Consider the following 26,125-nt stretch of genomic DNA (forward strand, 5'->3'; position numbering starts at 1 on the left):
TCTCCCAGGCTCCCCGTCACGTACGGCATGGACCGAGGGTAAGCGGAACCTTACGGGAGTCATCCCACTCTTGGACACCATGTCTAAGAAGTCGTGACTTGATTGCGACATTGCCCCGCTGGTACCTCAACCGCCCCATATCACTCAATCGTTCAGATGCGCTCTTTCAACTGCGCTTATCTGGACGCTGTGTACGTCCGTTGTTCGCCCAGTCAGGCGCCTGTGGTGGTCGTTCGTCGCCTTCTTGACTGACGGATCTCTTGTCGGCGCGGGCGTGCGGATGATCGTGAGGATTGATCGGCGCTTCGGCCTTTGAGTCGTACGGGAGAATGCGTCACGCGGTCGAGCGCATTGCCTTGGTGTCCGCTGGTGGCGTCGTTGTTCCGATGGGGATGAGCGATCGTCGTTCCGGTGACGACGAGCGGTCATCGTCGAGCGGGATGGTCTCCGCCGGGCCGGCCCGCGATCTTCCCCGTACGGTGCGGGAGCCTAATAAGGGCAGCGAGATCGACAGCTCGGTCCAGACGTCGGCGACATCTTCGTTGATCTTGCAGTCGGTCAGCTCGACGCCGTTCTCTATGGCCAGCTCGGCGGCCTTGGCGCAGGCGCCTTCCGGGTCTATCAGCGCGAGCCTGGCCGCTGCCAGGGCACCGAGGTCGGCGGCGCTGTTGACGCGATGACCGGCCACTCGAACGGAGCCCACTGTGGCAAGCGCGGTGGCCACCGCCAGCAACAGGCCCATGAGCGCCACGCCCCACAGGGTGGCCGAGCCGCGTTCTCTGGGATTGATCGCCGCCTCCTTGGTTCGGTGAAAGGGATGGGGTGTTCGGGCGCCGGCACAGGTCCGAGCGGCGGCGCTCGTTGTGGTTCGGAGTCCTCAGCGGCTCAGACCAAGTCCTGGTCCGATGGGAGGAACGGACGTTGGGGGCGCGGTGACGCGAGAGGAAGCACCCGTCGCCGTCCGGGACCTGCCGCACCCTGGCCCGGCGGGAGGAATGAGTGTTCCGGCAGCGACGTGAGGCGAAACCTCCGTCGCTGTCCGGGGACCGCGGCGGTGGGTGATCTTGGCCCGGCGGGAAGGATGCGTGTTCGGGCGGTGGTGTGCGGGGAGGTGTCGGTCATCGTTCGGTGTCCGCGGTGGCTGAGGCCGATATCTGGACGGCGGGGAGGGACTGCCCCCAGGAAGGGCGCACTTCTACGGTGATCTGCACTTTGGTGAGCTCCGGGTCGCGGGTGATGGCTACTTGCGCGTTCGGACTGGTGGCGGTCTTGGCGAATTCGCGGACCTGATCGAGTGATTCGCCTCTGGCCGCCGCCCGGGCGGCCGCACGCGCGGCGTCCACGCATTCGAGTTGCACGCTGACGGCCTGAATGGCCCACAGGGCGGCTGCCAGTACGACCATGAGGGCGGGCAGCATCACGGCGGTCTCAGCTGTTACCGAGCCCCGTGATGCCGGCCGCCTGGTGCTCATGGACGTCCGCGCATGGCGGGGCGTCATTCTGTGGTGGTCTTGAGCGCTCGGTCGATGAGTGCCGTCAGCATTTGCTGGACCTCAGAACTGCTCACGACCTTGAAGAGAAGCGCGGCGAAAGCGCAGGCCGCGATGGTGCCGACCGCGTATTCGGCGGTTGACATGCCACGTTGCCGGTTGAGGGCCGCGTAGTGGAGCCATTTGCTCATGCGAGGTTGACGGATTCGGATTCGCCGGTTGCGCACCGGTCGTGGGCAGGGAATGGGTGACTGCCCATGCAACGGCGTTTGCGGATCTTTTTCTTGATGTTCCCGGCTGTGGCTCGGGCTCAAGCTGGTGGGGACGGCGATGGGAGTGGCGGCGATGGGAAGAGCGGCGGCGGTGGGCGGCTTGTGAGCGCTTCCAATGGTTGCGCTTTCGTAGGTGCTTCTGCTCGTTGCAACTTGGCGGGTGTTGTGGATACGAATGGGCTCAGCTTTGGGCTTGTTGCGGGTGGCTTGGAGTCTTGTGGTGACGTGAGTGGCTTTGCGGGTGGCCACTCGGTCGATCGGCTTGGGCTGGGCGAGTGCGGCCGAGGCGGGGGCCGGTGGGATCTTTACGGTTGGCTTGGCTGCTCGGGTCAATGCTGTGGCGGCATCGGTGGGGTGAGCGATTTCGATGGTGCTGCTGACTGTGAGGGCGGTCGCGGGGACGCCGGTCGGACTCCTGATGAGTCGGCTTCCCGGTTGCTCGGTTGATTGGGCGCTGCCGCCTACGTGCCTGGTCGATGTGGTGCGGTCTGCATACCTGGTTGATGTGATGCCGACGGCAGGTGTTGGAGTGGCTTTGATGTCGTCTGGCATGGTGGCGGGACTGGGCATCTGGCCTCCAGAGGTTGGCGCCGGGATCTTGGCCGGCGGGAGTTCAAGGGTCGCCGAAGCGGGGTGGGGGCCGGAGGGCCGAATCGCGTTCTGTGGATAACTGCGACAGGGAGTGGCGCGTTGTGGATGGCGCGAAATGGCCGGCTGGTCGTTGATCTTCAGACGATGGCTGATTTCGCGTTATGGAGACACTTCGCACGATGGATGCATTCGGATGGTGATTACGCTTTGAGTGGTGGATAAGCTTCGGACCCGGACGCACTTCGCGCGATGGACGCATTTCACGCGATGGATGCACCTCTGACTGGTTGATGCTTTCGGATGGTAGATGCATTCTGGAGGGCTGCTGTACCTCAGATGGCTGCTGATTTACCGGGTGTTCTGTGACTCGGTACGAGATGCGTGGTGTGTTGCGGTGTGATGAGTGCGGTGGCGGGACTTCCAGATGGAGGGCGGGCCGTGCCTCGGTGTCGTCGACCGGGGCGCGGTCAGGGGATGACGATGGTGGAGGCGAGGCCGGCCACCACCGGGATGATGCCGAGCAGGACGAATGCGGGCAGGAAACACAGGCCCAGGGGCGCGACCGCCTTCACGCCGACGCTCCTCGCCGAGGCGACCGCCGCGGCCCTGGCCGCTTCTCTGGCATCGTCGGCCAGGCGGGTCAGGACGTCGGCCACGGGGGCGCCGCTTTGAGCTGCGCGGCTCATGGCTCGGGACAGTTGGCCCAGGGCGGGGTCCCCTACGAGGGCAGCCCAGGTCGGTTCAGGGTCGGCGCCCAGGCGTAGCTGGCTGCTCACCCACGTCAGGCGTTCACCCACGGGGCCGCCCATCGCCTTGGCGGTGATGTCGGTGGCACCGCTCACTGGATGGCCCGCGCGCAGGCATGCCGTCATCAAGTCGGCGGCGAAAGGCAGGTCAGCTGCCATTCGGCGACGGTCGTGCTGGGACTGCTGGGGCTCCTGCCTGTGGAGGAACAGGGCTATCACGGGGGTGATGAGGACGCCCGCGACCACGCCCGTACTGCCGCCGATCAGGAGCGCGAAGAGCAGGCCGGTGGCCGTGGCGGTTATCGCCGTTCTGCGGGTGAGGCGAGGTGGGGGGTGGTGCTGGGGATGGAGCCAGGGCGGCTGGTGCGCGTTCTCTTCGGTGATTCGTTGGGGCAGGCGGTTTTTGTGCTCTTGCGAGGTGCGCGGGTGGAAGGGGGACGAGGGCGAAGGAGGTTTACCGGCCGGGCGTAGTCGGGCTAGGCGATCTTTCGGGGATCTGGACGAGAACCACAGCCAGGCGGACATGGCGGCACATAGTGCGGACAGCAACTGGAGCATGTGTGAATCCGATCGGTACTTCGGCCCGGCGGCTCGGCCCGGTGGTTCAGGCCGGTGGTTCAGCCGGGTGGTCGGTCCCGTCGTCAGGTGTGTGAGCGATCCGGGTGATACAGGCCCGGGAAGCGGGACCGGTGACTGTTTCGAGGGCGGAGTTCGTGTTGGTTGCCGGTGTTTGGGTGTCTTTGGTTGGTGTTCGGGCGTTTGTTGGGGTTGGTGTTCGGGGGTGTTGATGGTGTTCAGGGTTGGACCTGGTTCGACATGGTGTTCGTCCACCACAAGCCGCAGACGTCGAGTGCTACTCCGGCTATCAGGCACATGAGGCCGGGGAGGCTGCCGAACAGGAAGTGCAGGGGATTCATGTTCAGGGCGGCGGCCATGAGGATGCCCAGGACAGGGAGCGCGGCGAGCATTCTGGCCGTGGTGCGTGGTCCTGCCAATTGCGCTGCGACGTCCTGGCGGTGAGCCTGGGCGGCTCGTAACGTCTGGGCCGCCCGGTCGATCAAGGTGGCCATGCCCGCGCCTACCGTGGTGCCGACCTCCCAGCACGCTGCGAGCTGGCGCAGGCCTTCGCCTCCTTGCTGGGGGGCGGCTGTTCTGAGGGCCGCAGAGACGTCACCGCCGTCCCTTGCCGCCGCCAGCACTGGACGCAGGAGGTCCGGCTCGGGGAAATCCACTGCTGTCATAGCTCTGACCAGGGACTCGCTTGGTGTGCGGCCGGCGGACAGTTCTGCTGAGAGGGACTGGCACAACTCGATCGATGCCTGGCGCCAGGCTTCCGCGCGGCGGGCCGGGGTGGAGTTGGGGGCTTTGAGCAGTTTGGGCAGCGATTTCCATTGTGGCGGAAGGTTGTCTGATCTCAGCAACCTGGTCAGGCGGGTGGTGGCCTGGTCAGGGCCTGTCCACAACCAGATCGCACCGGCTGTGGACAACGCGGCTATCAGGGCGCCCGTCATCGTTCTCCTTGTGCTGGGTTGGTTTGTGGTCGTTGGGGTTCGGGTCGTTGAGGGTTCGAGTCGCCGGGATTCGGATCGCTGGGGTCCGAGGTGGCGAGGTCCGAAGCGGTGGGGTCCGAGGTGGTGGGGCCCGGAGTGGCGGTTTGGGGGCGTGGGTGGGTTTTGTGGTGCTTGTTCTCGTGGGTGACTGGGGTTTTCACTGGCGTGCTCTTTGGGCCAGGGCGTTGTAGCCGGGGCCTGGTCTGGTGTGGCCCTCGGTGTCGAAGGTCAGGGCCGGGACTGACTCGACGAAACCGGTCGGCGTTCTGGAGAGGAGGCAGATCTCGGCTATGCGGCGGCGGCCGTCCGCGCGGCTGCGCGTCAGGTGGACGACCGCATCGAGGGCCGCCGCCAACTGGCTGTGTACGGCCTCTCGGCTCAACCCCGCCGCACAGCCGAGAGCCTCCAGGCGAGGAGGTACGTCGGCCGCCGTATTGGCGTGCAACGTGCCGCATCCGCCCTCGTGACCTGTGTTGAGAGCGGCCAGCAGATCGACGACCTCGGCTCCGCGTACCTCCCCGACCACCAGGCGGTCGGGGCGCATTCTGAGCGCCTGCCGTACGAGGTCGCGCAGGCCCACCCCGCCCGCGCCCTCCAGGTTGGCCGGGCGTGTCTCCAGGCGGACGGTGTGAGGGTGGAGAGGGCGTAGCTCGGCCGAGTCCTCCACGAGCAGAAGGCGTTCGCCCGGGTCTGCGAGGGAGAGGAGAGCTGACAGGAGCGTCGTCTTACCGGAAGTCAGGTTAAGACATCATAACTTTTCAAGATCATCTAGCATGATGGCGGCGGAGCGGATAAGGGACGATTCGGCGGGCGATAGCCGCGCTATTCCCGTGATGCGCCGTCAGGCCAAATGACGGTCACGGGCAGACCGCGCTCTCGCGCCTCGGCCACCACCTCGGCAGTACCGCCTCGCCCGGTGCCAGGCTGGCCGTCCCACACGGCCACCAACTCGTCGATCGACGACAGCACGGCCTCGTTCGCGGCCTCGTACGCCTCCCGGTTGGCGTGGTCGAAGTCCATGACCCGGACGGACGCCGCCGCCATGAGCCGTTCGAACTGCTCGACGTGGTCCGGCTTCACCTTCGCCTCCCGGTAGTCCCGAGACGGCAGCACCACCTCCAGCGCGCCGCCGGCCTCAAGGATCGCGTCAGCGAACAGCGAGTCAGCGCCGCGGGCGATGCAGGACACCCCCACGAGTTCGTCACCACTCATGGTGGCCAGATGCGCGCGGATCGCGTCGGAGACGAGCTGAGCCGTCTCGGGATTGAGGTTCATGTGGCCTGTCACGCCGATACGCATCATCGAGTCCCTTTCCGTTAGGTGTCGGGGTTCTAGCGTGCCAGCGTTTCCTGGATGTGCTGCCGTAGTGGAGCCACGACCGGATCGCTGCGGGTCTCGATCTCCAGGTAGAACTCGCGGAGCTGCACCCGTACGCGGTCCGACTGGATGTGCCCGGCGGTGTCGGCCGCCGTACTGCCTACGGCCACGGCCTGGTCGAGATCGCCGCTGATGAGGTGCGCGTACGCGAGCCCCACCTGATCGAGTGCGAGGCTGCGCATGCTGGACCGCTTCCGCAGCTCAATCGCGCGCTGGATGTGGCCAAGGGCGTCGCTCGCGAACCGGTTGTCCTGCCGGGACAGCTCCAGATACCGGCCGCCGGTCACCCCGGCCAACTCAGCCTCGTTGAAGTAGCCGATCCAGTCCGGGTCTGGGTCGCCAGAGCTGATCTCGGTGAACGCCTGCTCTGCGGCACCGGTCGCCCGCTTGAACGACTCCGGTCGCCCCAGCTTCGCGTACGACCACGCCTCCCGGGTGTGCAGCATCGCCCGCAGCCGAGGCGTGGCCGTCGACCTGACGCCGTCGAGGGCAAGCCGGATAAGCTCCAGCGCGTCCTGAGGCTGGTCGAGGTAGAGGAGCTGACGGGCCATGGACGCTAGAACACTCGCGCCGAACGGCTTGTCGCCAGCAGGCTTGGACGCCTGCAGCGACATGACGTAGTACTTCTGCGCGGCGGTCTGCATGCCGCAGTCCCAGGACATCGTGGCAGCGATCTTGCTGAGCTGGGCCATCACGTTGAACAGGCGGACGCTGATCTCTCGCGGGTGGTTGTCGCGGAGCAGGTCGGCGACCTCGTTGAGCTGCCCGATGACGGCCTTGCGGGCGAGGCCGCCGCCGTGCTGGTCGTCCCAGGTGCGGAAAACGGTAGTGGCCGCTTCGAGCTGGGCGACCTCGTCCGGACCGATCCGACTCGGGTCTGCCGAGGCTGGCGCCGGTGACGTCACGGCAAGCCAGCGCTGCACCGGGTCAACGAGGGGTATTCCTGCCGTGATGGCCAGGGCCTTTACTGCTTGGCGACGGTCGAGCATGAGGTCACTCTTGGTGATGTCGTAGATCGCATCGGCTGTTGGTCCTGCTTCCCAGAGCCAGGGGAGTGCGGGCGATGTGACCGTGTTCGCGGCGTCGTCGGCGCTCTCGTCGGCCGTGACCTCCGGCAACGCTGGGGCCTCGAACAGCTTAGCTTCTGGGATCTCGAAGGCGCGGGAGTAGAGAAGGGGATACGGGTCACGGGGACGCCCCTTGCCTCCTTCGTGGTCTTTAACCCTCCGCACGACCGACTCGAACTCGACCATCGCGATGTCGTCACCTGCGGCTTTGAACAGGGCAACGGCCACTTGTTTCTGGGACCAGCCGCGTTTTCTGCGCTCGTGCCGGAGGCGTTCCGCGTACGCCGGGAGGGGCTTCTTTCGGCCAGTCTCGTCTGTCATGTCGTCGCACCTCATCGGAGGGAAGGTGACACGCTCGCATCACCCAGTGTCCCCCAACCGCACCTGTTCCTGCGGTGTTACTCAGCGTTGTGATGAACTTGTGCACCCGGATACAGAAAGTTTCTACGTTTGGACGGCCCGTGATGGCCTGACCTGCGACGTCACGGTGGAACATTTCTCCGCGATGCGCGACCGTTTGCCGGGCGTTCGGGGGTGCGTCCGGCTGCTGCGGCTCGCGGGCGGTGGTTGAGATGGTCACGGCCACGGCCGATCCCCAAAAGCTCCGCAAGTTGCACCCGGTCGAACGGCATCTCGACGTGCTGCGCCGCGCCTATCCGCAGTGGCGCATCTGGTACGAGCGCACCCCGCAAGGGCTTGCCTGGAGAGCTATACCGGGCTGGGAGCCCACGGTGGAGCAGGTGACGGCCGGTGTGCTGCCACGCCTGCAGCGGTGGAGCCCGGTCGATCTCATGGCGGACCTGAGCGACCAGACGAAGATCTTCACCGGTCCCCGCGCTTAAGCCTCCCTGGCCCGTCGTTCGCGCGCGGCGTTCGGCGGGTCAGGGGATCCAAGCCGGGCTACAGCGCCCGGCACAACCCGAAGAAGATCAACCCGAGGAGAACATGATGTCGGCCAGGATCGAACCCGACCTGCACCGGGTCGAGGTGCCAGAGGACAAGTGGGCGCTGCTCGAAGGAACCCGCTTGGAGTACGCGCCGATCGGGGACGTGGACGACTACGCGGTCCGCGTCAAGGACCGGCCGGAGGACGAGATCCGCCAGGCCGGTGACGCCTTCCGCAAGCTGGGCGCGGTCCTCGGCAGGGGTGTCGGCGTCGAGCAGGTGACCGACGGCGTGGACCTGTACGAGTACGACGTGGACGAGGGCGTGTACCAGGCGGTCGAGGGGATGGGCCTGGAGTACGCCCCGGTCAACGACCACGACGCCTACTCCGTGCGTGACCAGGAACACCCGGGCGATCTCCGGGCGTCCGGCGACGACTGGCGCAAGCTCGGCATGATCCTCTAGCGCTCCGACCGTAAGACTCCCCGGGGCCGGAAGGTCAACCCTCTCGCCCCGGGCCTCCGATCAGGCGCGGCGGTCCCTTCCCGGCTCACACCCCTTCAGGTCAGGCCGCCGCGCCGCTGGAAGTGATCTGATCCCCGTGCGATACGTGTGGAAACCGTACGTCCCACGCAGAGACGCCACGTGCTGGGTGCTGGAAACCTCGCGGTGCGGCGTCGCCGAGTCCTGCCGCAGAGAGTTCTCCCTCATCCGCGAAGATCGTCACTACGCCGTCACGATGTGGGGCAGTTCCGGACGCCTCCTGGAGACCGCCCGAGGCACCTACCGGCAGGCCCTCGCAGCCTGGGAAGAGCTGTCCAACCTCCACCGGTCCAGGCACCGGAAGCGCAGGTTCGCGTCATGAATCCCCTCCTGATGCTCTTCCTCGCTGTCTCGACCGTTCACGGCCTGGGGCTCATCGCGACCATGGAAGTCCTGGAACGGCTTACCGGACGCGACCCCGAGCAGATGTGCGAGGCATGCCGCGCCCGGCTCACTCTTCACCAGGAGCGCGAGGCGGCTTGGACTGCTGAGTGCGGCCCCGCCGGGCCGGTCCTGATGCTTCAGCACGACGCCATGTTCTGGTGCTTCAGGCCGCTGACCGACTTGGTGCGGCGGGTCAGGCACTTACCGAGCCTTCCCCGGTGCGCAGGCCCGTTCTGCGTCGCCAGCAAGCGGTACACCCACGCCGCGACCTGAACCAACCCGATGGGAACACGCCATGCACAAGCTCATCGTCAGCCCCTACCTCGACCACGAGTACCTGGTCCTGTGCCCCGGCCAGGGAGGCGGGCTGCGCATCTCGCCCGCCAAGTACGCCGAGCTGGTCCACGCCACCGCCCCGCCGGCGTGGCTGTCCGAAGCGGTCGCCACCCTGTGGGGTGCTGACCTGTCACTGCGGCCGTTCCGCCAAGCCGTGCTCGTCCGCCCGGTCACCGGCTACGACTACGTGCGCGCCACGTACGAGCTGAACCTGGGCTGCAACTACGACTGCGAGCACTGCTACCTCGGGCTGAAGAAGTTCGAGGGCATGGACTGGCCCGACCGGGAACGGATGCTGCACATCCTGCGCGACATCGGCGTGCTGTGGCTGCAGCTCACCGGCGGCGAACCGACGATCGACCGCCTGTTCGTCGAGACGTACGGCCTGGCCTACGAGATGGGCATGATGCTGTCCCTCCTGTCCAACGGCTCCAAGCTGCACGACCCGAAGGTGCTCAACCTGCTCACCGAGCACCGCCCGCACGAGATCACCATCAGCGTGTACGGCGCGACCGAGGCCAGCTACGACAGCCTCACCCGGCGGCCCGGCTCCTTCCGGAAGTTCCACAAGGGCGTTAGCGCCGCCGTCGAAGCGGGGCTGCCGCTGAAGTTCAGCCTGATCGTCACCAACCACAACAGCACCGAAGTCCAGCTCATGGAGAAGCTGGCGGACCAGTGGGGCATCCCGTACGCGACGTTCGTCAACATGAGCCCGACCATCTACGGCGGGGGTGAGCCGCTGCCCACGCAGTCCATGGAGCACCTTCGCAAGCGCAAGGTCTTCACCGGCTGCAACGCCGGGCACACGTTCTTCCACGTCAACCCGCACGGCAAGGCGTCCATCTGCAAGGTCGGACGGGAGCCGAACGTGGATCTGCTCGCCGAGGGCGCCGCGGGGCTGACCCGCCTCGGGCAGATCGCGGACTCACTTCTGCTGCGGCAGGGCGGCTGTACCGGATGCACCTTGCAGGGCTCGTGCGGCACCTGCATGCCGCTCGTGCAGCTCTACCGCAAGGCCAAGTCGCCGCTGGCGCGCTACTGCCAGCACCGAGAGCGGGAGGAGGTGAATGCCACGTGACTGCCGTGTTCGTTGATCTCGTACCGAAGCCCGCACCTCAGCCGGAGGTCGAGATCGTCTTGGACCTGGAGGATCTCCTGAGTCCGCAGAAGTGCTCGTGCGACGCGAGTGACGACCAGCCCTACTAGAAGGACACGCAGGTGAGGGCCGCCCTACGGCTATCGTGGGGCGGCTCCCCTCTTGCAGAACGGAGGAACCATGGCGGTTGCGCGTACGAACTGGGACGACCTGCCCAGCGAAACCAGGGCGGCCGTGGAGAAGCGCACCGGCCCCGTACTTTCCGCCCAGACGGTCTCGGAGGGGCTCAACTCGGCCGTGGCGATGGTCCTGAAGACGGAGGTCAACTCGTTCTTCTTCAAGGGCCTGAAGCAGGCTTACCCAAGGCGCTGGACGCAGGACATGGAATGGATGATCGGCCCGTACGTGGCCGGCATCTCCCCCAAGGCGCTGTGGCGCGTCCAAGATGACGAGTGGGATCTGATCGGGTTCGAGGCCGTCGAGGGCAGGCACGCCAGCTACGATCCGGGCTCACCGGACGTGAGCCTGGTGACCGACACCATGACCATGCTCGGCCGCATACCCTGCCCGAATCTGCCGGTGAAGACGGCCGAGAGCCGATGGAAGCCCTACATGGACGACCTTGCCGACGTGCACTGGCTGATCGGGGATCGGCTCCTGCACACCGATTACAACCCGCTCAACATCCTCATCGCGGACGGGCGAGCCCTCCTCATCGACTGGGCGTGGCCCACCCGGGGGGCGGGGTGGATCGACCCGGCATGCCTGATCCTGCGGCTGATGGCGGGCGGGCACACCGCAGAGGAGGCGGACAAAGTCTGCATGGACCTGCCCGCATGGCGTAAGGCCCCCGCCAAGGGCGTGAAGGCGTTCGCGGGCGCGTGCGCGAACATGTGGGACGAGATTGCCCAAGCAGACAGCGCCCCTTGGAAGGTGGCGATGGCCGAGGTGGCCGAGAAGTGGCTCCAGTACCGAGCCTGGCACCGGGGTTGATGAGGCGTCCGGCGGGCGATGCGGGGAAGGCCCGCCGGACCCTACCCGTACTCGCCATCTGGGAGATCGCGAATGACAACCCATAAGCTCAGCCACGTGGTTCGTCCGAGCCTAGAAGCATGTTCGGCTTGGTGGGCCGCCCCATAAGGTGGGCTACGGGGCAGTAGCGGTCGGCTGGGCCAAAAGTTGCCGCTGTCCGGCCTGGCACGCACTGGCACGCGGTCAATCACGTCTTGACGCGTACGCGGACGATGAGCATGGCTCGTTCTCTGGAGAACGTGGCGAGGACGGACCTGCGAATGTATGCAAGGGGAACCGCAATGTAGCGGAGCGCGTGCCAGCGCGTGACACCCGCTTTGCGATCTTGTTCATAAACCATCGTTATTGAGACGCTTAACGATCTTGATGTTCTCGCAGGTTTTTCGTTAGCGATCTTGTCCAAAACACGTCTCATAACCTCACCAAAAGTCTCAAAGTTTTGAGACGGTTATGAGACAATTGAACATGACCAAGACCGCATCAACCCTGGTGGGGCTCGCCCGCGTCTCGACCAACGCCCAGGACTCCCAACTCCAGCGCGACGCCTTGAATGCCGCTGGGTGTATCCGCATCTTCGAGGAGAAGATCTCCACCAGGAAGGCCGACCGCCCCGGCCTCGCCGACGCGCTGGACTTCCTGCGCCCCGGAGACACCTTGGCCATATGGAAGCTCGACCGGCTGGGCCGCTCGGTCAAGGAACTCCTCACAATCGCTGACGATCTGCATGAGCGCGGTGTCGGCTTGCGCATTCTGACCGGACGGCTGGCGGGCACCTACACGCCGACCGGTGAGGGGAAGTTCTTCTTCACGATGATGGCGGCGTTCGCCGAATTGGAGCGCGACCTGATCCAGGAGCGCACCATGGCGGGCCTGGTCGCAGCCCGTGCTCAGGGCAGGGTCGGCGGACGCCCGTCCGTGATGGACGATGACAAGCTGGCCGCCGCGCGAGCCCGTCACGCTCGCGGGGAGTCCCCCACGCAGATCGCCAGAGCCCTGGGGGTCAGCCGCGCCACGCTCTACCGGCACCTTGGGCTTAGCCCAGCCGACTCAGCGGCCGAAAGCACTACCCAATGAAAGAAACAACGCACATGAGCGCTCTCGCGCGCTCAAAGCGAATCTGAGACGCAAACTCAAGCAAGGTAACAAAAGGTACCTGGACGCTTAATCAACCCCTTAGAAACGATTTCAGCGCTTTAAGCACGTCAGGGGCCCTGTCTCGATCGAGACAGGGCCCCTGGTCTGTCTGGTCACCTAGTCGTGGTGAAGTCGCCCCCCGAGCGCGACCCACGGACCTGGAGCACGCCGTTCACGACGGAGAAGCCAGAGGAGTTCTGCTCCACGTCGGCGAGCCGAGCCGCGCGCCGGAGTCGTCCTGCCGGGTCCGCCTCCAGCGCGGCGACGTGGTCGCGTCCGGCCTGGAGGGCCGTCTCGATCTCCTTCCACTGCCGATCGAGCTTGAGCCGGTGCCGCTCGGCAATCCCCACGTCACCAGGGAGCAGCTCGGCCAGGGCGCTCTCCAGCCGGGTCAGCGCGGCGGCCATGCCGATGGTCGCCGGGCCGCTCGTGGTCCGCTCGAAGATCGGGAGTTCGATCCGCAGCGCGGTCAGCGTCGCGAGGTCGCGCCGCTTCACGGCCTCCTCCACGATCTCGGCCACGTTGACGCCGTGCCGGAGCTGGTTCTCCGCGCGCCGCCATGCCTCGCGCTGCTTGGTGATGTCCGCCAGCTCTCGCGCCGGGTCCACGGCCGGAGCCGTGGATGCCTCGTCGATCCAAGCGCGTACGGTGTCGCGCCCTTGCTCGGCCTCGCGGCGGATGCCGTCGAGGCTCTGCCGGGCGGCGGCGAACAGCGCGCCCATCAGTTCCTGCCGGTACTCGGGTGAGTAGCGCCCGTCGCTCATGAGGTTGCCGACGTCCTGGAGCAGGACGCCCCGGAACTTGGAGATCTTGTCAGGGATGCTCGCCAAAGTGAGTTCGGCGAGCATCGCGCCAGTGGAGATGGGCATATTGCCCTCCTATCTGGATCAGGCGGCGGCCTGGAGGCCCCGGGCCGCCGATTAGCTCGGGTTGGTCGGCCAGTCGTCGTCGGATGCGCAAGTCGGGTGTGTGAGCCAGCCAGCGCGCAGGGCGGTGTCGTCGAGCCGATTCCCACACGCCCTGCACTCCTGCTTGAACCTGATCCCCGAGTACAGCCGCTCGCGCCGCCCGTCCGGGGTCCGCACCTGCTTGACGGCGATCTGGGGCACGACATCGCGGAGATCCTGGCCGAAGGTCTGGATGTTCGTGGCGTAGGCCGTGATGCCGTTGCGCTGACACCAGTTCTCCCACGCCTGGAAGAGGAGCTTGCACGGCACCGTGTGGCCGGGGCCGACCTCGCAGAACTCCCGCAGGAACGGCGACAGCGGGTTGGCCGCGTCCTTCATCGCGTTCACGGCCTCCTCCGAGGAGGGCGGCACGGTGAACCGCCCCTGCTCCGTCAGCCGGTCGAGCCCGTCGAGCGCCCAGTTGAGCACTCCCGGCAGCTCGGCCAGCAGTTCTTCGGTCAGGTTGGTGTTCTCCTGGCCGAGCCAAGACGACTTCATGGTGAGGACGATGAAGCGGCTGGCTATCGCCCCGGAGGCGTCGTCGAACTTGGGGAGCACGTTGGAGCAGATCATGAACCGGGTGGGAAGTCGTCCGGTCCACGGCTCGCGGTACTTGCGGTCCACGTCGATGGTGTCCTCACCGCTGATGGTCAGCAGGCGTTCGACGACCTGGGTGGAGTTCCGCCCGTCGAGGCGGGCGTCCGAGATGATGGCGAGCGGCTTGCCGATGAGCGGGGCCAGGCCGAAGTTCGTGGCCAGGCTGGCGAGGGTCGGCCCGGCCATGTTCCCTTGGCCCACGAGGGCGGTCAGGATGCGGGCGATGGTGCCCTTGCCGGAGCGGGGCGGGCCGACCATGAGCAACATCTTGTGCAAGTCCGTCCGTCCGCTGAGCACGTAGCCGAAGAACTCTTGCAGGGCCGCGATGGACTCGGGGTCGTCCGCCCAGACCTGGTTCAGGAACTCCAGCCACCTGCTCGGCCGCTGCGCGCCGGGGTCGTAGTCGAACGGCACGGAGACGAGGTTGAAGAAGCGCGGGTCGTGATCGAGAAGCTTCAGATCTGCTACCCGGAGCAGCCCGTTGGCGCAGGCCACGATGGGGCCGTCGTCCTCGTCCTGATTACCGTCGATCCAGGTCGGCGCGTCGGTGGTAGCCCTCAGGAAGGTGATGGCCGTCAGGGCTTCGAGGAGGTCGGCGATCTTCCGCTTGGACGGCGACCACGGCTTGGTCTTCTGCATACCGGTCGCGGTGGGCTCCAGGTACACCCCGTGCTCCAGCCGCCGGTAGACGGTCGCCCGGATGTCCTGCTCCTCGGCCTCCGCCCAGTGGGTGCCCTGCCACCGCATCCACGAGGCCCGCCAGTAGCGCAGCACGGCGTGGTCGTGGACGGTCCAGGTCGGCATGAGCTGCCGGGCCACGGCCATGGGGTTCGAGGGCGGGGGGAACTCCTCGATGTCGTTCGGGTTGGTCACGCGCTCCTCCGAGTGGTTCGCAGCGCGGACCGCACCACCTGGCGGGCCTCGCGCTCGGTCAGACCAGCCGTGAGGGCGGCGGCGATGAGATCTTCAAGGTCGTACTCGCTCGCGCCGTTCTCCAGCGCGCGGTTGGCAGCCCAGTAGAGGAACCGGTTGCGGTTGCCCTCGGGTTGCCTGGCAAGGTGATGGGACAGTCGGGAGACTCCTGTGCCGCTGCTGCCGCAGGTGACCCACCTCTTGGCCAGCGGCGGGTCGAGCAGCTCCTTGGCGTCCTCCCAGACGAGGACCTCCTGGGGCGTGTGCCTGGTCACGTACTCGTACGAGGTGCCGTTAACCACGGACGGCGGCACGAGCACGTAGCCGCCGGACGCCTTAAAGTCGATGAAGTGCTTGGGCAGGGCACCGGACCTCTGGTTGGTGCCCCTGTAGTAGCAATGGAGCCCACCCGAGGGCGTCGTGACGAACGTGGCCGGCGCGCTCACCACACCCGCGCCGAGCAGGCGCTCGACGGCGGAGAACCCTGCCCCGGCGGGCTTGTTGTCCACGTCGAGTACGTCAACGGTGGCGATCCCGGTGGGGATGGCGATGTTGGCGCTGGGGAACCGCGTCCACCACCGGCGGGCCTGCTCAGGGTCGCGCGTCGCCCCGAGGTAGCCGTTGGGGACACACCGAGCCAGCGGGGCTTTCCCGCCCGGTACGCAGGGGAAGACGTCCCACCCATGGCTGATGAGTTCCAGGGCGGCGGTGAGCATGTTTGGTACGCTCGTGGTGTCGTTGATCGCCCTGATGGGTGTCATGTTCGAGGGCCGGGCGTAGGCGCGCCCGGCCCTCGGCTTGTCAGGCGGCATGTGTCTTGATCTCCTCCATGGGGTTCGGGCTCGTGATCGACGTCTGGAAGATGTTGGCGATGACCGCCCGCTGCTCCGGGGTGAGCGGCGGCATCGCGTCCACGAGCTGGCGCACGCGGTCGGCGTGGATGTACTCGGTCATGCGCCCGCCCGGTAGGAGTTGTTCAGCCAGTTCTCTACGTCGGCCAGGCGGTACCGGACGTAGCCGCCTTCGATGCGGATGTAGGCGGGTCCCTTGTTACGGGTCCGCCAGGTCTCCACGGTCCGCCTCTTGACCTTCACGTAGTGCGCGAGTTCCTCGGACGTCAGCAGCATGTTTTCGTCGGCGTTGCCCATCCCCCTCCTTGCAGTGCCGCGTCAGCGATATGCAGGCAACGAGGCCAGCTTACATGCATATGCGCGTCAGGGGCATGCACCTACGCGCCGGTGCGTATCGTTGACGGCACCCTGCACATCACCGAGACTTGCCGGGGTGGGGACCAAAATCACGACGTACAAGTCCGATAGCGAGCGCGGACGCCAGAAGGTCGAGCTAGCACCGGGCCTTTTCGTGCCAGGAGAAATTCCCGTTGCTCATCGGGACTCGCACGGCTTCGACGTCGAGGCGATCGTGATCCCGGAGCGTGGACGGCTCGTTGTAGAGGAAATCACCGTCCGCCGTCGGCCAGGGGGACCGCCAGTGACCGCCGGGACGTTGAGAAGGGTGACGGTAGGACCTCTGGTGAAGGGTGCGCTTGCGCAGGCACGGCACAACTTGCCGAGCGGGAGATCTGGGCGGGCAGTGGCCTGGGGTTTGCTGGATGTCGAGGAGCGCGACCGGTTGAAAGAGGCTGGTCCGGTGCCCGAGACGCTGGAGTGGGTGGCGCTGCTCTACCGCGTGGCGGTAGCCCTGGCGGAGCCGCCCGTGAAGAGCATTCAGGGGGTGTTCGGGACGTCCCAGCGCACGGCCTTCAACTGGGTGGCGAAGGCCCGCGCGCTGGAGCTCCTGGAGGCCGAAGAGGCCGCTATCGAGTAGCGCGCTCCTTGGGCTCGATTTTGATCATGTCCGGATCGAAGTAGCTGCCGTCACGCCCTCGCCCGTGGGGCGCGTGGAGGATGGTGACGGTGAACAGGGCGTTGAGCATGGCACGCTGCTGACCCAACTCCAAGCTGAACCATTTCGCCCGCACATCGGGCACACCTACGATGCCCGCGAAGATGTTGGTGGATCCCGCTTTCTCGATCTTCTGCTCGACGGCGTCGAGTTGTCCACGGAGTACTTGCGTGCCCGCTGCGAGTTGACGGGTGTCGATGATCTTTTTCGCGTGCAGGATGGCCTGTTCATCCAGAAGCGCCCGAAGCTCGTCGGCCTCCTTCTGGAGGGCGGCCAGGTTTTCTGTGTGTTGTCCGTTCGCGAGGAGGTCCACCGCGTCGTCTCGGCTGAGCCGCTCGATGATGACTTCCTGCACGTACTCGTCCACCTCGGACGCCTTACGGCTGACGTGGGGTCCCGGCTTCCGCGTGGCACCTCGGGGCGGACGGCAGCGGTAGGTGGGGGGTCGCTGCGGTCCTGAGCGGCTGCAGATCACCGTGTCGCTGCAGGGGCACAGGTAGATTCCGCTGCCGAGCCATCGTCGCTGGTTGCCGGGCGAGGTCTTTCGCGTGGGGTCGGCGAAGAGGGCGCACACCGCCCTCCACGACTTCTCCGGGACGATCGCAGGCCATACCGCGTCGCCGACGACCTCCCCCTTGAAGACGGTCTTCCCGGCGTTCCTGGCTCTGCGCAGCATGTCGCGCATCTCGATCGTGCTCCACTCGTTGCCGAGTGAGGTCCGGACACCGGCGTCGTTGATCGCCTTGACGACGGCACGAAGGCTGACTCCGGCGAGGATGTTCTCGGTGCTGCGCGCGATCCACTCCGCCTCGGCCGGCCTGATGGTGACGCCGTCCCCCTCGAATCCGAACGGCCTGATGCCGCCCGACCAGGTGCCCGCAAGCGCATCGCGCTCGCGGGCGGCGGAGATCCGGCGGGCCTTGTCCCGGCTCTCCTTGTTGCCCACCGCAACCATGATGCGGGCCATGGTGATGTCGGCGTCGTTGGCGAGCCTTAGCGATCCCGTCACCGACTCCACCATGGGGCGCGGGTCTGTGTTCTCGATCACGTCGATGAGGTCTTCGAGGTCTCGCGGATCTCGAACAACTCGGTCGAGATCCAGCGCGATCAGCCCGTCAGCCTGACCACAGGCCAGCAGGTCCAGGGCGCGGCGGAACCCGGGACGGACGGTACGCAAGGCGGTGGTCCCGTCCGGCAGGGCGATCTTCCGCCGCTTGAACGCCGAGGTGTCGTTTTCCACGATGATGTGGGTCTCCGTGGGGCCGATCTTCCAGCCGAGACGCTCAGCGCGCTCCCTTGCACGTCTTTGCTGATCGGCTACGCCCTTTTCCGTGACAACCCTCTTGATCTTCGCTGGAACCTCAGCGATGGCACGCGCTGACACGCGCTCCGCCACATTGTGACCGTCACTTTCGTGCCCGTCCCCGGACTCGCCATGGCGCGCGTTCGCCTGCGTTGAGTCCTCTACCTCTTCGCGAGCATCGCTGATGCGCGTGAGGATGATTGCTCGTTGCGGAAGAAAGATCATGAATTAAAGATGTCACAGTCTTTGTTCCGTTTTGCCTGTGCCGGTGCCGCCGGTAACCAAAAAAGCGAGTCTGGCCGTGACCAGGGCGGTCAGCACGGGGACCGCGGATGGGGTGATGGTGCCTGCCGCGACGAGGTCGGCCAGGGTGAAGGTACGGCGTGGTGGCAGGCGTAGCGAGACACAGGTGCCGCCTGAGGCGATGGGCGGGAGCACGGCATGGAGGCGGACTCCTCCCGGGAGGCGGGCGTCCACGTACGGGGAGGCGTCGTCCAGGCGGCGGCCGGCGGCTGTCGCCAGGCGTTGCGCCAGCCTGCGGACCGCTCCGTCGTCGGTGAAGGCGATGGAGGTACGGCGTAGGCCGCTGCCGTCGTCCACCCATACCTCTCGTGGGCCGTTGACCAGGACGTCTGTGACATCAGGGCGGGCCAGGAGCGGCTCAAGAGGGCCTGCGCCTATCAGGTCGGCGCAGAGGGCCCGGGCTACGGCGAGGATCTCCGCATCGCCGTACACGGACTTCTCGGCTCTCAGGGCGACTGCCACCTGGGCTGCGGTGGGTTCGGCACCTGTCCTAGCCAGGCGTACGCGGACGGCTTCCACCAGTTCTGGGGAGACGGCGGTGCTGGTGCCGGTGGTGGTGCTGGTGCTCGTGTCGGTATTGGGAGGGGGCGAGGGGTGGTGACGGGTTTGGGAGTGCGGCTCCGGGGGCCGATGGTAAGGCTGGCCGGGGTCAAGGTGCGGCTTAGGAGGTCGCTGCTGTGTTTCGTGGGGGTGGAGACGGGGCTCGACTATGCGAGTGTGCGGTTTCGCTGGTCGGGGGTGTGGTCCTTGGCTCGCGGGATGTGGCTCTTGGAGCTGGTTGCGGGCCTCTTGTGGGTGGCTGCCTGGCTCATGGTGCTCATGGCGTGACTTGTCGGTCTTGAGCTGAGAGGAAGCACCTGGTGAGGCCTGTGGGTGGAGGGGCCCGGGCTGTGGATGAAGTGTGAGGGTCTGCGGACGGAGCATGAGGGTCTGCGGATGAAGCATGCGGCGAGGGCCAGGGTCCGGTTCGTTTCCGCTGGGGTGGGGCTCGTGGACGGCAGGGCGGGGCTCGGGGGTGTGGTGTGGCCTGTGCCGTTGTGGGGGTGTCTGGAGCCTGGGTGGCTGGAGCCCGGGTGTCTGGGGCGCGGGTGTCTGGCGTGGGGGGAGGAGGGAAGCTTGGGGTTGGGGGCTGGGGTGGGCTTGAGGGTGATTGATGGTGGGCATGGGGTCACGCTGCTGGTAGGAGGTCTTGGAGGAGTGTGGTGCACAGGGCGCCGAGTACGGTGCGGGGGCCCAGTCTGGGGAGTTCGCCCCGGTTGAGGGTGGCGGTGAGTCTGGGTTGGTCTGGGAGGGTGCCGGCTGAGGGGATGCCCAGGGAGCTCATGGCCGTGTCGTCGTCGAGGACTCCCGGGCGGAAGATCGCGCGGACGTCTGCGGTGTGCCGGCGTACCTCGGAGAGGACCTGGGCGGCCGACAGGATGCCCCGGACGTCTGCCGTGGCCACCGTCAGGGTGGTCTTCGCCCTGGTGAGGGCTTCTTTTGCGGCCGGGTCTATGTGTCGGGGGAGGTCCACCACGACGAGGTCGAAGCCGCGCCTTCCCGCTTCGAGGACCGAGCGCATGGCCTGGGCCGGGATCGGGGAGACCTCGCCTCTGTGGAAGGAGAGGACCGCCAGATCTCCGAACGCGGGCAGGGCCGCCTGAAGCGCGCTGGAGCTGATCCTGCCTTCCCTTGCCACCAGGTCGCCCCAGCGGGCCCCGGACGCCTCCTCATGGCCCAGGAGCGCGTCTATGCCGCCGCCCAGCGGGTCTGCGTCCACGAGCAGGGTGCGGAGATGGTCGGCTGAGGCTCGTAGGGCCAGGCAGGCCGCGAGCACGCTCGCGCCGGCGCCTCCTCGGCCGCCAATCACGCAGATCAGGGAGCCTGAGCGCGGGTTGGGCTCCATGGCGTCGGCGAACAGGTCCACCAGGTGGCGTTCGTCGCTGGGGAGGGTTATGACGGCTTGAGCCCCTACTGCCACGCATTTTCGCCACGTGTCCGGGTCGTCGGGGTCTCGGGTCACGAGGAGGACCTGGTCTCGGGCGGGGGGCGAGGTCGCCGCCACCGCCTCTGCTTGATCTGCGCCTATGGCTATGAGAGGGGCAAGGTTCCAGGAGGGGCGGGCGTGGGCGGGGGTGTGGGCCACGTCGAGCTGGGCGCCGGCTGCGGCTGCTGTGCGGACCAGGTCGTCGAGTAGGGCGTGGTCTTCGGTGATGACCAGAGGACGGTGCATGTCGGCCTCCCAGGGCTGTGATGCTGCCTGCGCTGACGCCTTGATGGCGCGTGGGTGTGTGCAGCGGGGGTGGGAGGACGAGCTTGGTGGATGGGGTTGGGGTGGAGCGGGGCCGAACGGGGTTCTGTGGATGGCGACTGCGGTGGGATCGGGGGTTGTGGATGAGGGGCGGGGCTGGGGTCCCTGTTGTGGCATGCGTGCTTCGGCAAGGCACGGGGCGACCGGCGAGCGGGACGGTCCCGAGCCAGGTAGTCCAGGCAGTCCAAGCAGTCCAGGCCCGGCCAGGCGAGCCAGGGCAGGCCAGGCGAGCCAGGGCAGGCCAGGCGAGCCAGGGCAGGTCAGGTGAACCAGGGCAGGTCAGAGCAGGGTCAGGACAGGTCAAGGCGGCGTCGGGACCGGGGCGAAGGTGGAGCCGGGGCGAACGGCCGTGCCGGGGCGGCCGAGCGGAGATGGCGCCGGCCAGCCGAGGGGAGGTGGCACCGAGTCGGCCGAGCGGAGGCAGTGCCGAGGGCCGCGGGCCGAGGGGAGGCGGCGCAGGGGACGGCCGAGCGGGGACAGTGCCGGACGGCCGAGCGGAGGCAGTGCCGGGCGGCCGGGCGGAGGCGGCGCTGGGGAGGGGGCGGGCACCCGGGGAAGGTGGGGTGGGTGGGGAAAAGGGGCGACCCCCGCCGGGGGGGAGAGCGGGGGTCGCCTGACCGGTCCGGCTCCGGGGGGGTAGAGCCGGTCCCGTTTCAGAAGAAAGCTTTCATCACTGAACCGGAGCCTGGCAAGGGACTTGCAAAGCTATCCCGTGCAAGGGCGCTCCAGTTTCGGGCGATACCACCGTATGCTGCCCGATCGACTCGAGTTTCGTCGAGGAGCAATCTCGTATTTTCGCCAAGTTTTTTTCGTGACCTGATAACGATCACATAAAGACGATCACCGAGAGTGATCGTCACGGATCGGTAACCGGACTGGTCGCGGTGCTCGGCCGCGTACGGGCGGAGCGTCAGGCCATGCGTGGGTAAAGGTCTTGGTCCGAGGGGTTCCCATCAGGGCGGATCCGTCGTAGAAAGGTGTCACGGACCACTTGTCCGGGTGCATCAGCCGGGCACCCACGCGCGACCAGCCGCGGGAGGCGCGTCGTGACGGGCTTGACCCGCTCCGACGGATTGAGGTGCACGCTTGGTAACCCGGTGTGATGCACCGGCAGACGGCGTCTCATGACTGAGACGCCGTCAGCTATGTCGACTTCCCCCGTCGACGCGTTCCGCCCTGCGGGCGTCTCTTCTCAGCGGGTACGCCTGCCCCGGGGCGCCGTCTCACCTGCCCGGCCCATCCACCGCAGGACACCACCCCACCTGCGAGTACGTCCGCCACTGCGGGCGTCTCCTCATCTGTGGGCACGTCCGCTCCTGCCGGCGCCTCCGCCCCGCGAATAGCCACGAACAGCCACGAACAGCCACAGACGGCCATAGACGGCCACGAGCAGGTGTCAGCCTCGCTGCATGGCCTCGCAGATGGCGGTGGTCTCGCGTACGCCGAGGGTTACCGCGGAGGCACAGTGTTGTACCCAGGTGGCGACGCCCTCCGGAGTGCCGCCGAGGTACGCGCGCAAAGCCTCCCCGTACGGCAGCTCCAGGTGACCCACCTCCACCGCCACCAGCGACTTCGGGTCCAGGCCGTACTCCACCAGCGTCAGCCGCTCCGCCGAGCGCGCCACGACCCCGTCGGCCGCGCCGAAGGGGCGCAGGACCGCCAGCTCCGCGTGCACCACGGCGGCCAGGACGATCGCGGGCGCCTTCGTGGGGCGCTCCAGCAGGTCGAACAGGCCGTCCATGCGGGTCGCGGTGTCGGCGGCGCTCGGGGCCGGGCCCAGGGACAGCGGGTCGGGGACGTCGTCCACGTCTCCGGAGCGGGGGCGGCCCAGCTCCTCCTGGGGCGTGAGGCCGGCCGCCGCCACGACGTGCAGGCGCGCGAGCACCTGCCGGGGGGCCTTTCGCCAGGTCGCGCCCAGACGGCCCATCTCCGCCGACGCGCGCAGCGCCCCCTGGACGAGCGGGTCGTGGGCCTCGTCCCGGCGCAGGACGTCCAGGGGCACGTCGACGCCCTCGATGGCGGCCGACGCCCTGGCTCCGCGCAGGGACGACTCCGTGGACACGGCGGGGCTGGCCCTGCGCAGGACGCGGTGCCGGTAGAGCCTGTCCACGGCCTGCCGGGCCTCGTCCACCGCCTCCGGGACGCCGGGAAGCTGGGCGATGACGGCCAAGGGGTCACTCACGGAAACTGACCTTACCTGCGGGTAGGTGGCGTCTGAGCAGCCGGGCGCACGGTCGTGCCCGGCCGCCCGGAGTTGTCCTGGCCCGCCGCGCGGATGGACGGGCCGGGTGCGGCAGGACCGGTGCGGCAGGACCGGTGCGGCAGGACCGGTGCGGCAGGACCGGTGCGGCGGGGCCGGTTCCATTGCGTGTGCGGCCGGCGGGTGTCACGCGACTGCCGTAGCTCTCCGTGGCCGGCGTATGGGCGAGTGGTGACCGGGCGGACGGCGTGGCGATTGTGCGGGTTTATCGGTACGCACCCCGCTCCCGTTCGAGGGCGTACACGTTCGGGCGCGCACCCCGTACGGGGGGCCCATAAACCTCAGCCCCTTCCCTCCCCGCATATTTTCCGGATTTCAAGATGACAACATTTCAATTGCATTTGTCAGGCACTTTGATAAGAGGCTCCTCCCCGGCCCCCGCTCGGTACGGACCTGTCTAGACCTCTTGTGTACCGCTGCCATGAGCTGGTGAAGTGGGACACGAACCTATCCATTCTGGCCATAGAAGGAGCACGAGGTGGCCCCGGAGACCGCTGGTAACGACACCCAGGCGCTGTCCAACCTGCTGCAGGAGAATCGCCGGTTCGCACCGCCGGCTGACCTGGCGGCGGCCGCGAACGTGACCGAAGCCGCATATGGCGAGGCCGCCGCCGACCGCCTGGCCTTCTGGGAGCGCGCGGCCGAGCGGCTGACCTGGGCCAAGAGGTGGGACAAGACCCTCGAGTGGAACGCGCCGTTCGCCAAGTGGTTCGTGGGCGGCGAGCTCAACGTCGCCTACAACTGCGTCGACCGCCATGTCGAGGAGGGGCGCGGCGACAAGGTCGCCTACTACTGGGAGGGCGAGCCGGAGGGCGACTCCCGCACCCTCACCTACAACGACCTGAAGTCCGAGGTCGGCAAGGCCGCCAACGCCCTGCTGGAGCTCGGCGTCCGCAAGGGCGACCGGGTGGCCATCTACATGCCGATGATCCCCGAGCTGCCGATCGCGATGCTGGCCTGCGCCCGCATCGGGGCGATCCACTCCGTGGTGTTCGGCGGGTTCTCGGCCAGCGCGCTGACCAGCCGGATCCACGACGCCGACGCGAAGGTGGTCATCACCGCCGACGGCGGCTACCGCCGGGGCAAGCCCTCCGCGCTCAAGCCGACGGTCGACGAGGCCGTCGCCGAGTGCCCGCAGGTCGAGCACGTCCTCGTCGTACGGCGTACCGGCCAGGAGGTCGCCACCGGCGACAAGGACGTCTGGTGGCACGACCTGGTGGAGCGCCAGAGCGACCAGCACACCGCCGAGCCCCACGACGCCGAGGACCCGCTGTACATCCTCTACACCAGCGGCACCACCGGCAAGCCCAAGGGCATCCTGCACACCACCGGCGGCTACCTGACGCAGACGGCCTGGACCCACCACGCGGTCTTCGACCTCAAGCCCGACACCGACATTTACTGGTGCACGGCCGACATCGGCTGGGTGACGGGTCACTCCTACATCGTGTACGGCCCCCTCGCCAACGGCGCCACCAGCGTCATCTACGAGGGCACCCCGGACACCCCGCACCGCGGCCGGTTCTGGGAGATCGTGCAGAAGTACAAGATCACGATCCTCTACACCGCCCCCACGGCGATCCGGACGTTCATGAAGTGGGGCGACGACATCCCCGCCAAGTACGACATGTCCAGCCTGCGCATCCTGGGCTCCGTCGGCGAGCCGATCAACCCCGAGGCGTACGTCTGGTACCGCGAGCACATCGGCGGCGAGCGCTGCCCCGTCGTCGACACCTGGTGGCAGACCGAGACCGGCGCCATCATGATCAGCCCGCTGCCCGGCGTGACCGCGGCCAAGCCGGGCGCCGCCATGCGCCCGCTGCCGGGCATCGTCGCCGACGTGGTGGACGACCAGGGCAACAGCGTCCCGAACGGCGGGGGCGGCTTCCTGGCCGTACGCGAGCCGTGGCCCTCCATGCTGCGCACCATCTGGGGTGACGACCAGCGCTACATCGACACCTACTGGAGCCGCTTCGAGGGCATGTACTTCCCCGGCGACGGCGCCAAGAAGGACGACGACGGCGACCTGTGGCTGCTCGGCCGCGTCGACGACGTCATGCTGGTCTCCGGCCACAACATCTCCACCACCGAGGTGGAGAGCGCCCTGGTCAGCCATCCGAAGGTGGCCGAGGCGGCCGTGGTGGGCGCGACCGACCCGGTGACGGGCCAGGCCATCGTGTCGTTCGTGATCCTGCGCGGCACGGCGGAGGAGGGCGCGGACATCGCCACCGAGCTGCGCAACCACGTGGCCAAGACGCTCGGCCCGATCGCCAAGCCGCGGCAGATCCTCGTGGTGCCCGAGCTGCCCAAGACCCGCTCCGGCAAGATCATGCGTCGTCTCCTGCGCGACGTGGCGGAGAACCGCAGCATCGGCGACGTCACCACGCTGGCCGACAGCACGGTGATGAACCTGATCTCGGAGAAGCTGCCGAGCGCCAAGTCGGAGGACTGACAGCACGAGACTCACCACAAGGCCGCATGTCCCCGCCGATCGGGGGCATGCGGCCTTGTGCCGACAGGGGGTGTCCCTGCCGAACCGGGGCCCGGCTCGGCCCACGGCTCAGGTCGCGGCGCGGGTCCGGTCCGGGACCCGGGTCGGGAGGTGGTCCGGGCCCGGACTCGGGTCGCGACGCGGCTCTGTCCAGGACTCGGGTCGGGACGTGGTCCGGTCCAGGGCTCGGGTCGCGGCGCGGGGGGTGAAAGCAGGCGGGGTGAAAGCAGGCGGGGTGAAGCTCGGCGCTATCTTGTCCGATCGGGTAGATCTGGGAGTGACGGCGGAACTCGTGCCCGGTAAGTTCCTCGGCGTGTTCGGCGCCGCCTGGCTGTCAGCACCGCCCGGCCTGGCGAGACTGTCGGAGGGGCGCCACCGGCGGGAGATGGCGGCGGCCGCTTCCGGCCGGAGTCGGGTCCCGAGGCCGATCCCGGCGGCGGTGCTGATCGACCGGCGCCGCTCGACAGGCCCTGCTCGACAGAGCGCTGCCCGGCGGGTGCCGCCCGACAGGCGTCGCTCGACGGGTGCCGCTCGACTGGTGCTGCTCGACGCACGGGTACGCAACCGCCGCATTGCGCTGGATGATGTTTGACACGGCCACCAGGCCTCGATAG

The 26,125-nt window shown here is 67.5% G+C and carries 24 protein-coding genes and 2 pseudogenes; 9 read left to right on the top strand and 17 right to left on the bottom strand.

Annotated elements, in window-relative coordinates:
• Positions 1-334 precede the first annotated feature (334 nt).
• From IO39_RS53070 to IO39_RS56920, 8 genes and pseudogenes are all read right to left on the bottom strand, one after another.
• Positions 335-790: an Rv3654c family TadE-like protein gene (locus IO39_RS53070; RefSeq protein ID WP_281200194.1), complete on the bottom strand. Its 456-nt coding sequence runs from the start codon at positions 788-790 to the stop codon at positions 335-337.
• Positions 791-1,118: 328 nt separating this feature from the next.
• Complete coding sequence (locus IO39_RS29630) at positions 1,119-1,418, bottom strand: TadE family type IV pilus minor pilin (RefSeq protein WP_245642361.1); 300 nt, start codon at positions 1,416-1,418, stop codon at positions 1,119-1,121.
• 77 nt (positions 1,419-1,495) lie between these two features.
• Complete coding sequence (locus IO39_RS58080) at positions 1,496-2,314, bottom strand: DUF4244 domain-containing protein (protein ID WP_245642349.1); 819 nt, start codon at positions 2,312-2,314, stop codon at positions 1,496-1,498.
• 506 nt (positions 2,315-2,820) lie between these two features.
• Positions 2,821-3,258: a type II secretion system F family protein gene (locus IO39_RS29640; RefSeq protein ID WP_245642351.1), complete on the bottom strand. Its 438-nt coding sequence runs from the start codon at positions 3,256-3,258 to the stop codon at positions 2,821-2,823.
• A gap of 635 nt (positions 3,259-3,893) precedes the next feature.
• The gene (locus tag IO39_RS29645; RefSeq protein WP_043629858.1) at positions 3,894-4,610 is read right to left on the bottom strand and encodes a type II secretion system F family protein; all 717 of its coding nucleotides are present in this window, start codon (positions 4,608-4,610) and stop codon (positions 3,894-3,896) included.
• 196 nt (positions 4,611-4,806) lie between these two features.
• Positions 4,807-5,382: pseudogene (locus tag IO39_RS53075) on the bottom strand (ATPase, T2SS/T4P/T4SS family); the annotation flags it as partial.
• Positions 5,383-5,471: 89 nt separating this feature from the next.
• The gene (locus IO39_RS29655) at positions 5,472-5,951 is read right to left on the bottom strand and encodes a hypothetical protein (RefSeq protein WP_043629861.1); all 480 of its coding nucleotides are present in this window, start codon (positions 5,949-5,951) and stop codon (positions 5,472-5,474) included.
• A 29-nt stretch (positions 5,952-5,980) separates the two neighbouring features.
• Positions 5,981-7,414, bottom strand: coding sequence for an NsdA family TPR-like regulatory protein (locus IO39_RS56920; RefSeq protein WP_211267216.1), 1,434 nt, complete (start codon positions 7,412-7,414; stop codon positions 5,981-5,983).
• Positions 7,415-7,665: 251 nt separating this feature from the next.
• Here IO39_RS56920 and IO39_RS29665 point away from each other — a divergent pair, with 251 nt between their 5' ends.
• The 6 genes from IO39_RS29665 (at position 7,666) to IO39_RS29695 (ending at position 12,443) form a co-directional block, all read left to right on the top strand.
• Positions 7,666-7,935: a hypothetical protein gene (locus IO39_RS29665; protein ID WP_043629863.1), complete on the top strand. Its 270-nt coding sequence runs from the start codon at positions 7,666-7,668 to the stop codon at positions 7,933-7,935.
• 106 nt (positions 7,936-8,041) lie between these two features.
• On the top strand, positions 8,042-8,443 hold the full coding sequence (locus IO39_RS29670; protein WP_043629865.1) for a hypothetical protein: 402 nt from the start codon (positions 8,042-8,044) through the stop codon (positions 8,441-8,443).
• Positions 8,444-8,839: 396 nt separating this feature from the next.
• The gene (locus tag IO39_RS29680) at positions 8,840-9,178 is read left to right on the top strand and encodes a hypothetical protein (RefSeq protein WP_157549042.1); all 339 of its coding nucleotides are present in this window, start codon (positions 8,840-8,842) and stop codon (positions 9,176-9,178) included.
• A 22-nt stretch (positions 9,179-9,200) separates the two neighbouring features.
• Positions 9,201-10,319: a radical SAM protein gene (locus IO39_RS29685; RefSeq protein ID WP_043629870.1), complete on the top strand. Its 1,119-nt coding sequence runs from the start codon at positions 9,201-9,203 to the stop codon at positions 10,317-10,319.
• Between the two features lie 252 nt (positions 10,320-10,571).
• Positions 10,572-11,330, top strand: coding sequence for an aminoglycoside phosphotransferase (locus tag IO39_RS29690; RefSeq protein ID WP_157549044.1), 759 nt, complete (start codon positions 10,572-10,574; stop codon positions 11,328-11,330).
• Between the two features lie 504 nt (positions 11,331-11,834).
• The gene (locus IO39_RS29695; protein WP_043629874.1) at positions 11,835-12,443 is read left to right on the top strand and encodes a recombinase family protein; all 609 of its coding nucleotides are present in this window, start codon (positions 11,835-11,837) and stop codon (positions 12,441-12,443) included.
• A 173-nt stretch (positions 12,444-12,616) separates the two neighbouring features.
• Here IO39_RS29695 and IO39_RS29700 read toward each other — a convergent pair whose 3' ends face one another.
• Genes IO39_RS29700 through IO39_RS29715 form a run of 5 tightly spaced genes read right to left on the bottom strand, consistent with a single transcriptional unit; the run spans position 12,617 to position 16,107 of the window.
• Positions 12,617-13,372: a hypothetical protein gene (locus IO39_RS29700; RefSeq protein ID WP_043629876.1), complete on the bottom strand. Its 756-nt coding sequence runs from the start codon at positions 13,370-13,372 to the stop codon at positions 12,617-12,619.
• Positions 13,373-13,423: 51 nt separating this feature from the next.
• A complete protein-coding gene (locus IO39_RS29705) occupies positions 13,424-14,920 on the bottom strand; it encodes a DNA primase family protein (protein WP_063765365.1) in 1,497 nt (498 codons plus the stop codon).
• Positions 14,917-15,771 (bottom strand): bifunctional DNA primase/polymerase, encoded by an 855-nt coding sequence (locus IO39_RS29710; RefSeq protein ID WP_052423535.1) that lies wholly within the window; start codon positions 15,769-15,771, stop codon positions 14,917-14,919. The genes IO39_RS29705 and IO39_RS29710 overlap by 4 nt, the downstream gene beginning before the upstream one ends.
• Positions 15,761-15,913, bottom strand: coding sequence for a hypothetical protein (locus tag IO39_RS54965; RefSeq protein WP_157549046.1), 153 nt, complete (start codon positions 15,911-15,913; stop codon positions 15,761-15,763). Before IO39_RS54965 ends, IO39_RS29710 begins: the two co-directional genes overlap by 11 nt.
• Positions 15,910-16,107, bottom strand: a complete 198-nt coding sequence (locus IO39_RS29715) for a helix-turn-helix transcriptional regulator (protein WP_043629878.1) — start codon at positions 16,105-16,107, stop codon at positions 15,910-15,912. The genes IO39_RS54965 and IO39_RS29715 overlap by 4 nt, the downstream gene beginning before the upstream one ends.
• 136 nt (positions 16,108-16,243) lie before the next feature.
• On the opposite strand from IO39_RS29715, the gene IO39_RS54970 reads away from it, so the two are divergent.
• On the top strand, positions 16,244-16,786 hold the full coding sequence (locus tag IO39_RS54970) for a hypothetical protein (protein WP_157549048.1): 543 nt from the start codon (positions 16,244-16,246) through the stop codon (positions 16,784-16,786).
• On the opposite strand, the gene IO39_RS29725 is transcribed toward IO39_RS54970, so the two are convergent.
• The 4 genes and pseudogenes from IO39_RS29725 to IO39_RS29740 all read right to left on the bottom strand — a co-directional run bounded on the left by IO39_RS29725 (position 16,776) and on the right by IO39_RS29740 (position 22,942).
• Positions 16,776-18,392 carry a recombinase family protein gene (locus IO39_RS29725; protein ID WP_052423536.1) on the bottom strand — a complete coding sequence of 539 codons (1,617 nt, stop codon included), beginning with the start codon at positions 18,390-18,392 and terminating at the stop codon, positions 16,776-16,778. The genes IO39_RS54970 and IO39_RS29725 overlap by 11 nt on opposite strands.
• 27 nt (positions 18,393-18,419) lie before the next feature.
• A pseudogene (locus IO39_RS29730) lies at positions 18,420-18,992 on the bottom strand (ATPase, T2SS/T4P/T4SS family); the annotation flags it as partial.
• Positions 18,993-19,638: 646 nt separating this feature from the next.
• Positions 19,639-20,682 carry a septum site-determining protein Ssd gene (ssd, locus tag IO39_RS29735; RefSeq protein WP_043629882.1) on the bottom strand — a complete coding sequence of 348 codons (1,044 nt, stop codon included), beginning with the start codon at positions 20,680-20,682 and terminating at the stop codon, positions 19,639-19,641.
• Between the two features lie 1,474 nt (positions 20,683-22,156).
• Positions 22,157-22,942, bottom strand: coding sequence for a Fic family protein (locus IO39_RS29740; protein WP_043629884.1), 786 nt, complete (start codon positions 22,940-22,942; stop codon positions 22,157-22,159).
• A gap of 556 nt (positions 22,943-23,498) precedes the next feature.
• On the opposite strand from IO39_RS29740, the gene acs reads away from it, so the two are divergent.
• On the top strand, positions 23,499-25,472 hold the full coding sequence (gene acs / locus IO39_RS29745) for an acetate--CoA ligase (RefSeq protein WP_043629886.1): 1,974 nt from the start codon (positions 23,499-23,501) through the stop codon (positions 25,470-25,472).
• Positions 25,473-25,731: 259 nt separating this feature from the next.
• A complete protein-coding gene (locus IO39_RS56925; RefSeq protein ID WP_281200191.1) occupies positions 25,732-26,103 on the top strand; it encodes a Na+/H+ antiporter NhaA in 372 nt (123 codons plus the stop codon).
• Positions 26,104-26,125: the final 22 nt, after the last annotated feature.

The sequence above is a fragment of the Nonomuraea candida genome (assembly GCF_000725485.1).
Lineage (GTDB): Bacteria > Actinomycetota > Actinomycetes > Streptosporangiales > Streptosporangiaceae > Nonomuraea > Nonomuraea candida.

What these genes read in the sequence shown, in the direction of transcription:
- IO39_RS29630 (WP_245642361.1), bottom strand. Translation starts at nt 1,418, where the DNA reads ATGCTGCCCGCCCTCATGGTCGTACTGGCAGCCGCCCTGTGGGCCATT.
- IO39_RS58080 (WP_245642349.1), bottom strand. Translation starts at nt 2,314, where the DNA reads ATGCCAGACGACATCAAAGCCACTCCAACACCTGCCGTCGGCATCACA.
- IO39_RS29640 (WP_245642351.1), bottom strand. Translation starts at nt 3,258, where the DNA reads ATGGCAGCTGACCTGCCTTTCGCCGCCGACTTGATGACGGCATGCCTG.
- IO39_RS29645 (WP_043629858.1), bottom strand. Translation starts at nt 4,610, where the DNA reads ATGACGGGCGCCCTGATAGCCGCGTTGTCCACAGCCGGTGCGATCTGG.
- IO39_RS29655 (WP_043629861.1), bottom strand. Translation starts at nt 5,951, where the DNA reads ATGATGCGTATCGGCGTGACAGGCCACATGAACCTCAATCCCGAGACG.
- IO39_RS56920 (WP_211267216.1), bottom strand. Translation starts at nt 7,414, where the DNA reads ATGACAGACGAGACTGGCCGAAAGAAGCCCCTCCCGGCGTACGCGGAA.
- IO39_RS29665 (WP_043629863.1), top strand. Translation starts at nt 7,666, where the DNA reads ATGGTCACGGCCACGGCCGATCCCCAAAAGCTCCGCAAGTTGCACCCG.
- IO39_RS29670 (WP_043629865.1), top strand. Translation starts at nt 8,042, where the DNA reads ATGTCGGCCAGGATCGAACCCGACCTGCACCGGGTCGAGGTGCCAGAG.
- IO39_RS29680 (WP_157549042.1), top strand. Translation starts at nt 8,840, where the DNA reads ATGAATCCCCTCCTGATGCTCTTCCTCGCTGTCTCGACCGTTCACGGC.
- IO39_RS29685 (WP_043629870.1), top strand. Translation starts at nt 9,201, where the DNA reads ATGCACAAGCTCATCGTCAGCCCCTACCTCGACCACGAGTACCTGGTC.
- IO39_RS29695 (WP_043629874.1), top strand. Translation starts at nt 11,835, where the DNA reads ATGACCAAGACCGCATCAACCCTGGTGGGGCTCGCCCGCGTCTCGACC.
- IO39_RS29700 (WP_043629876.1), bottom strand. Translation starts at nt 13,372, where the DNA reads ATGCCCATCTCCACTGGCGCGATGCTCGCCGAACTCACTTTGGCGAGC.
- IO39_RS29710 (WP_052423535.1), bottom strand. Translation starts at nt 15,771, where the DNA reads ATGCCGCCTGACAAGCCGAGGGCCGGGCGCGCCTACGCCCGGCCCTCG.
- IO39_RS54965 (WP_157549046.1), bottom strand. Translation starts at nt 15,913, where the DNA reads ATGACCGAGTACATCCACGCCGACCGCGTGCGCCAGCTCGTGGACGCG.
- IO39_RS29715 (WP_043629878.1), bottom strand. Translation starts at nt 16,107, where the DNA reads ATGGGCAACGCCGACGAAAACATGCTGCTGACGTCCGAGGAACTCGCG.
- IO39_RS29725 (WP_052423536.1), bottom strand. Translation starts at nt 18,392, where the DNA reads ATGATCTTTCTTCCGCAACGAGCAATCATCCTCACGCGCATCAGCGAT.
- ssd (WP_043629882.1), bottom strand. Translation starts at nt 20,682, where the DNA reads ATGCACCGTCCTCTGGTCATCACCGAAGACCACGCCCTACTCGACGAC.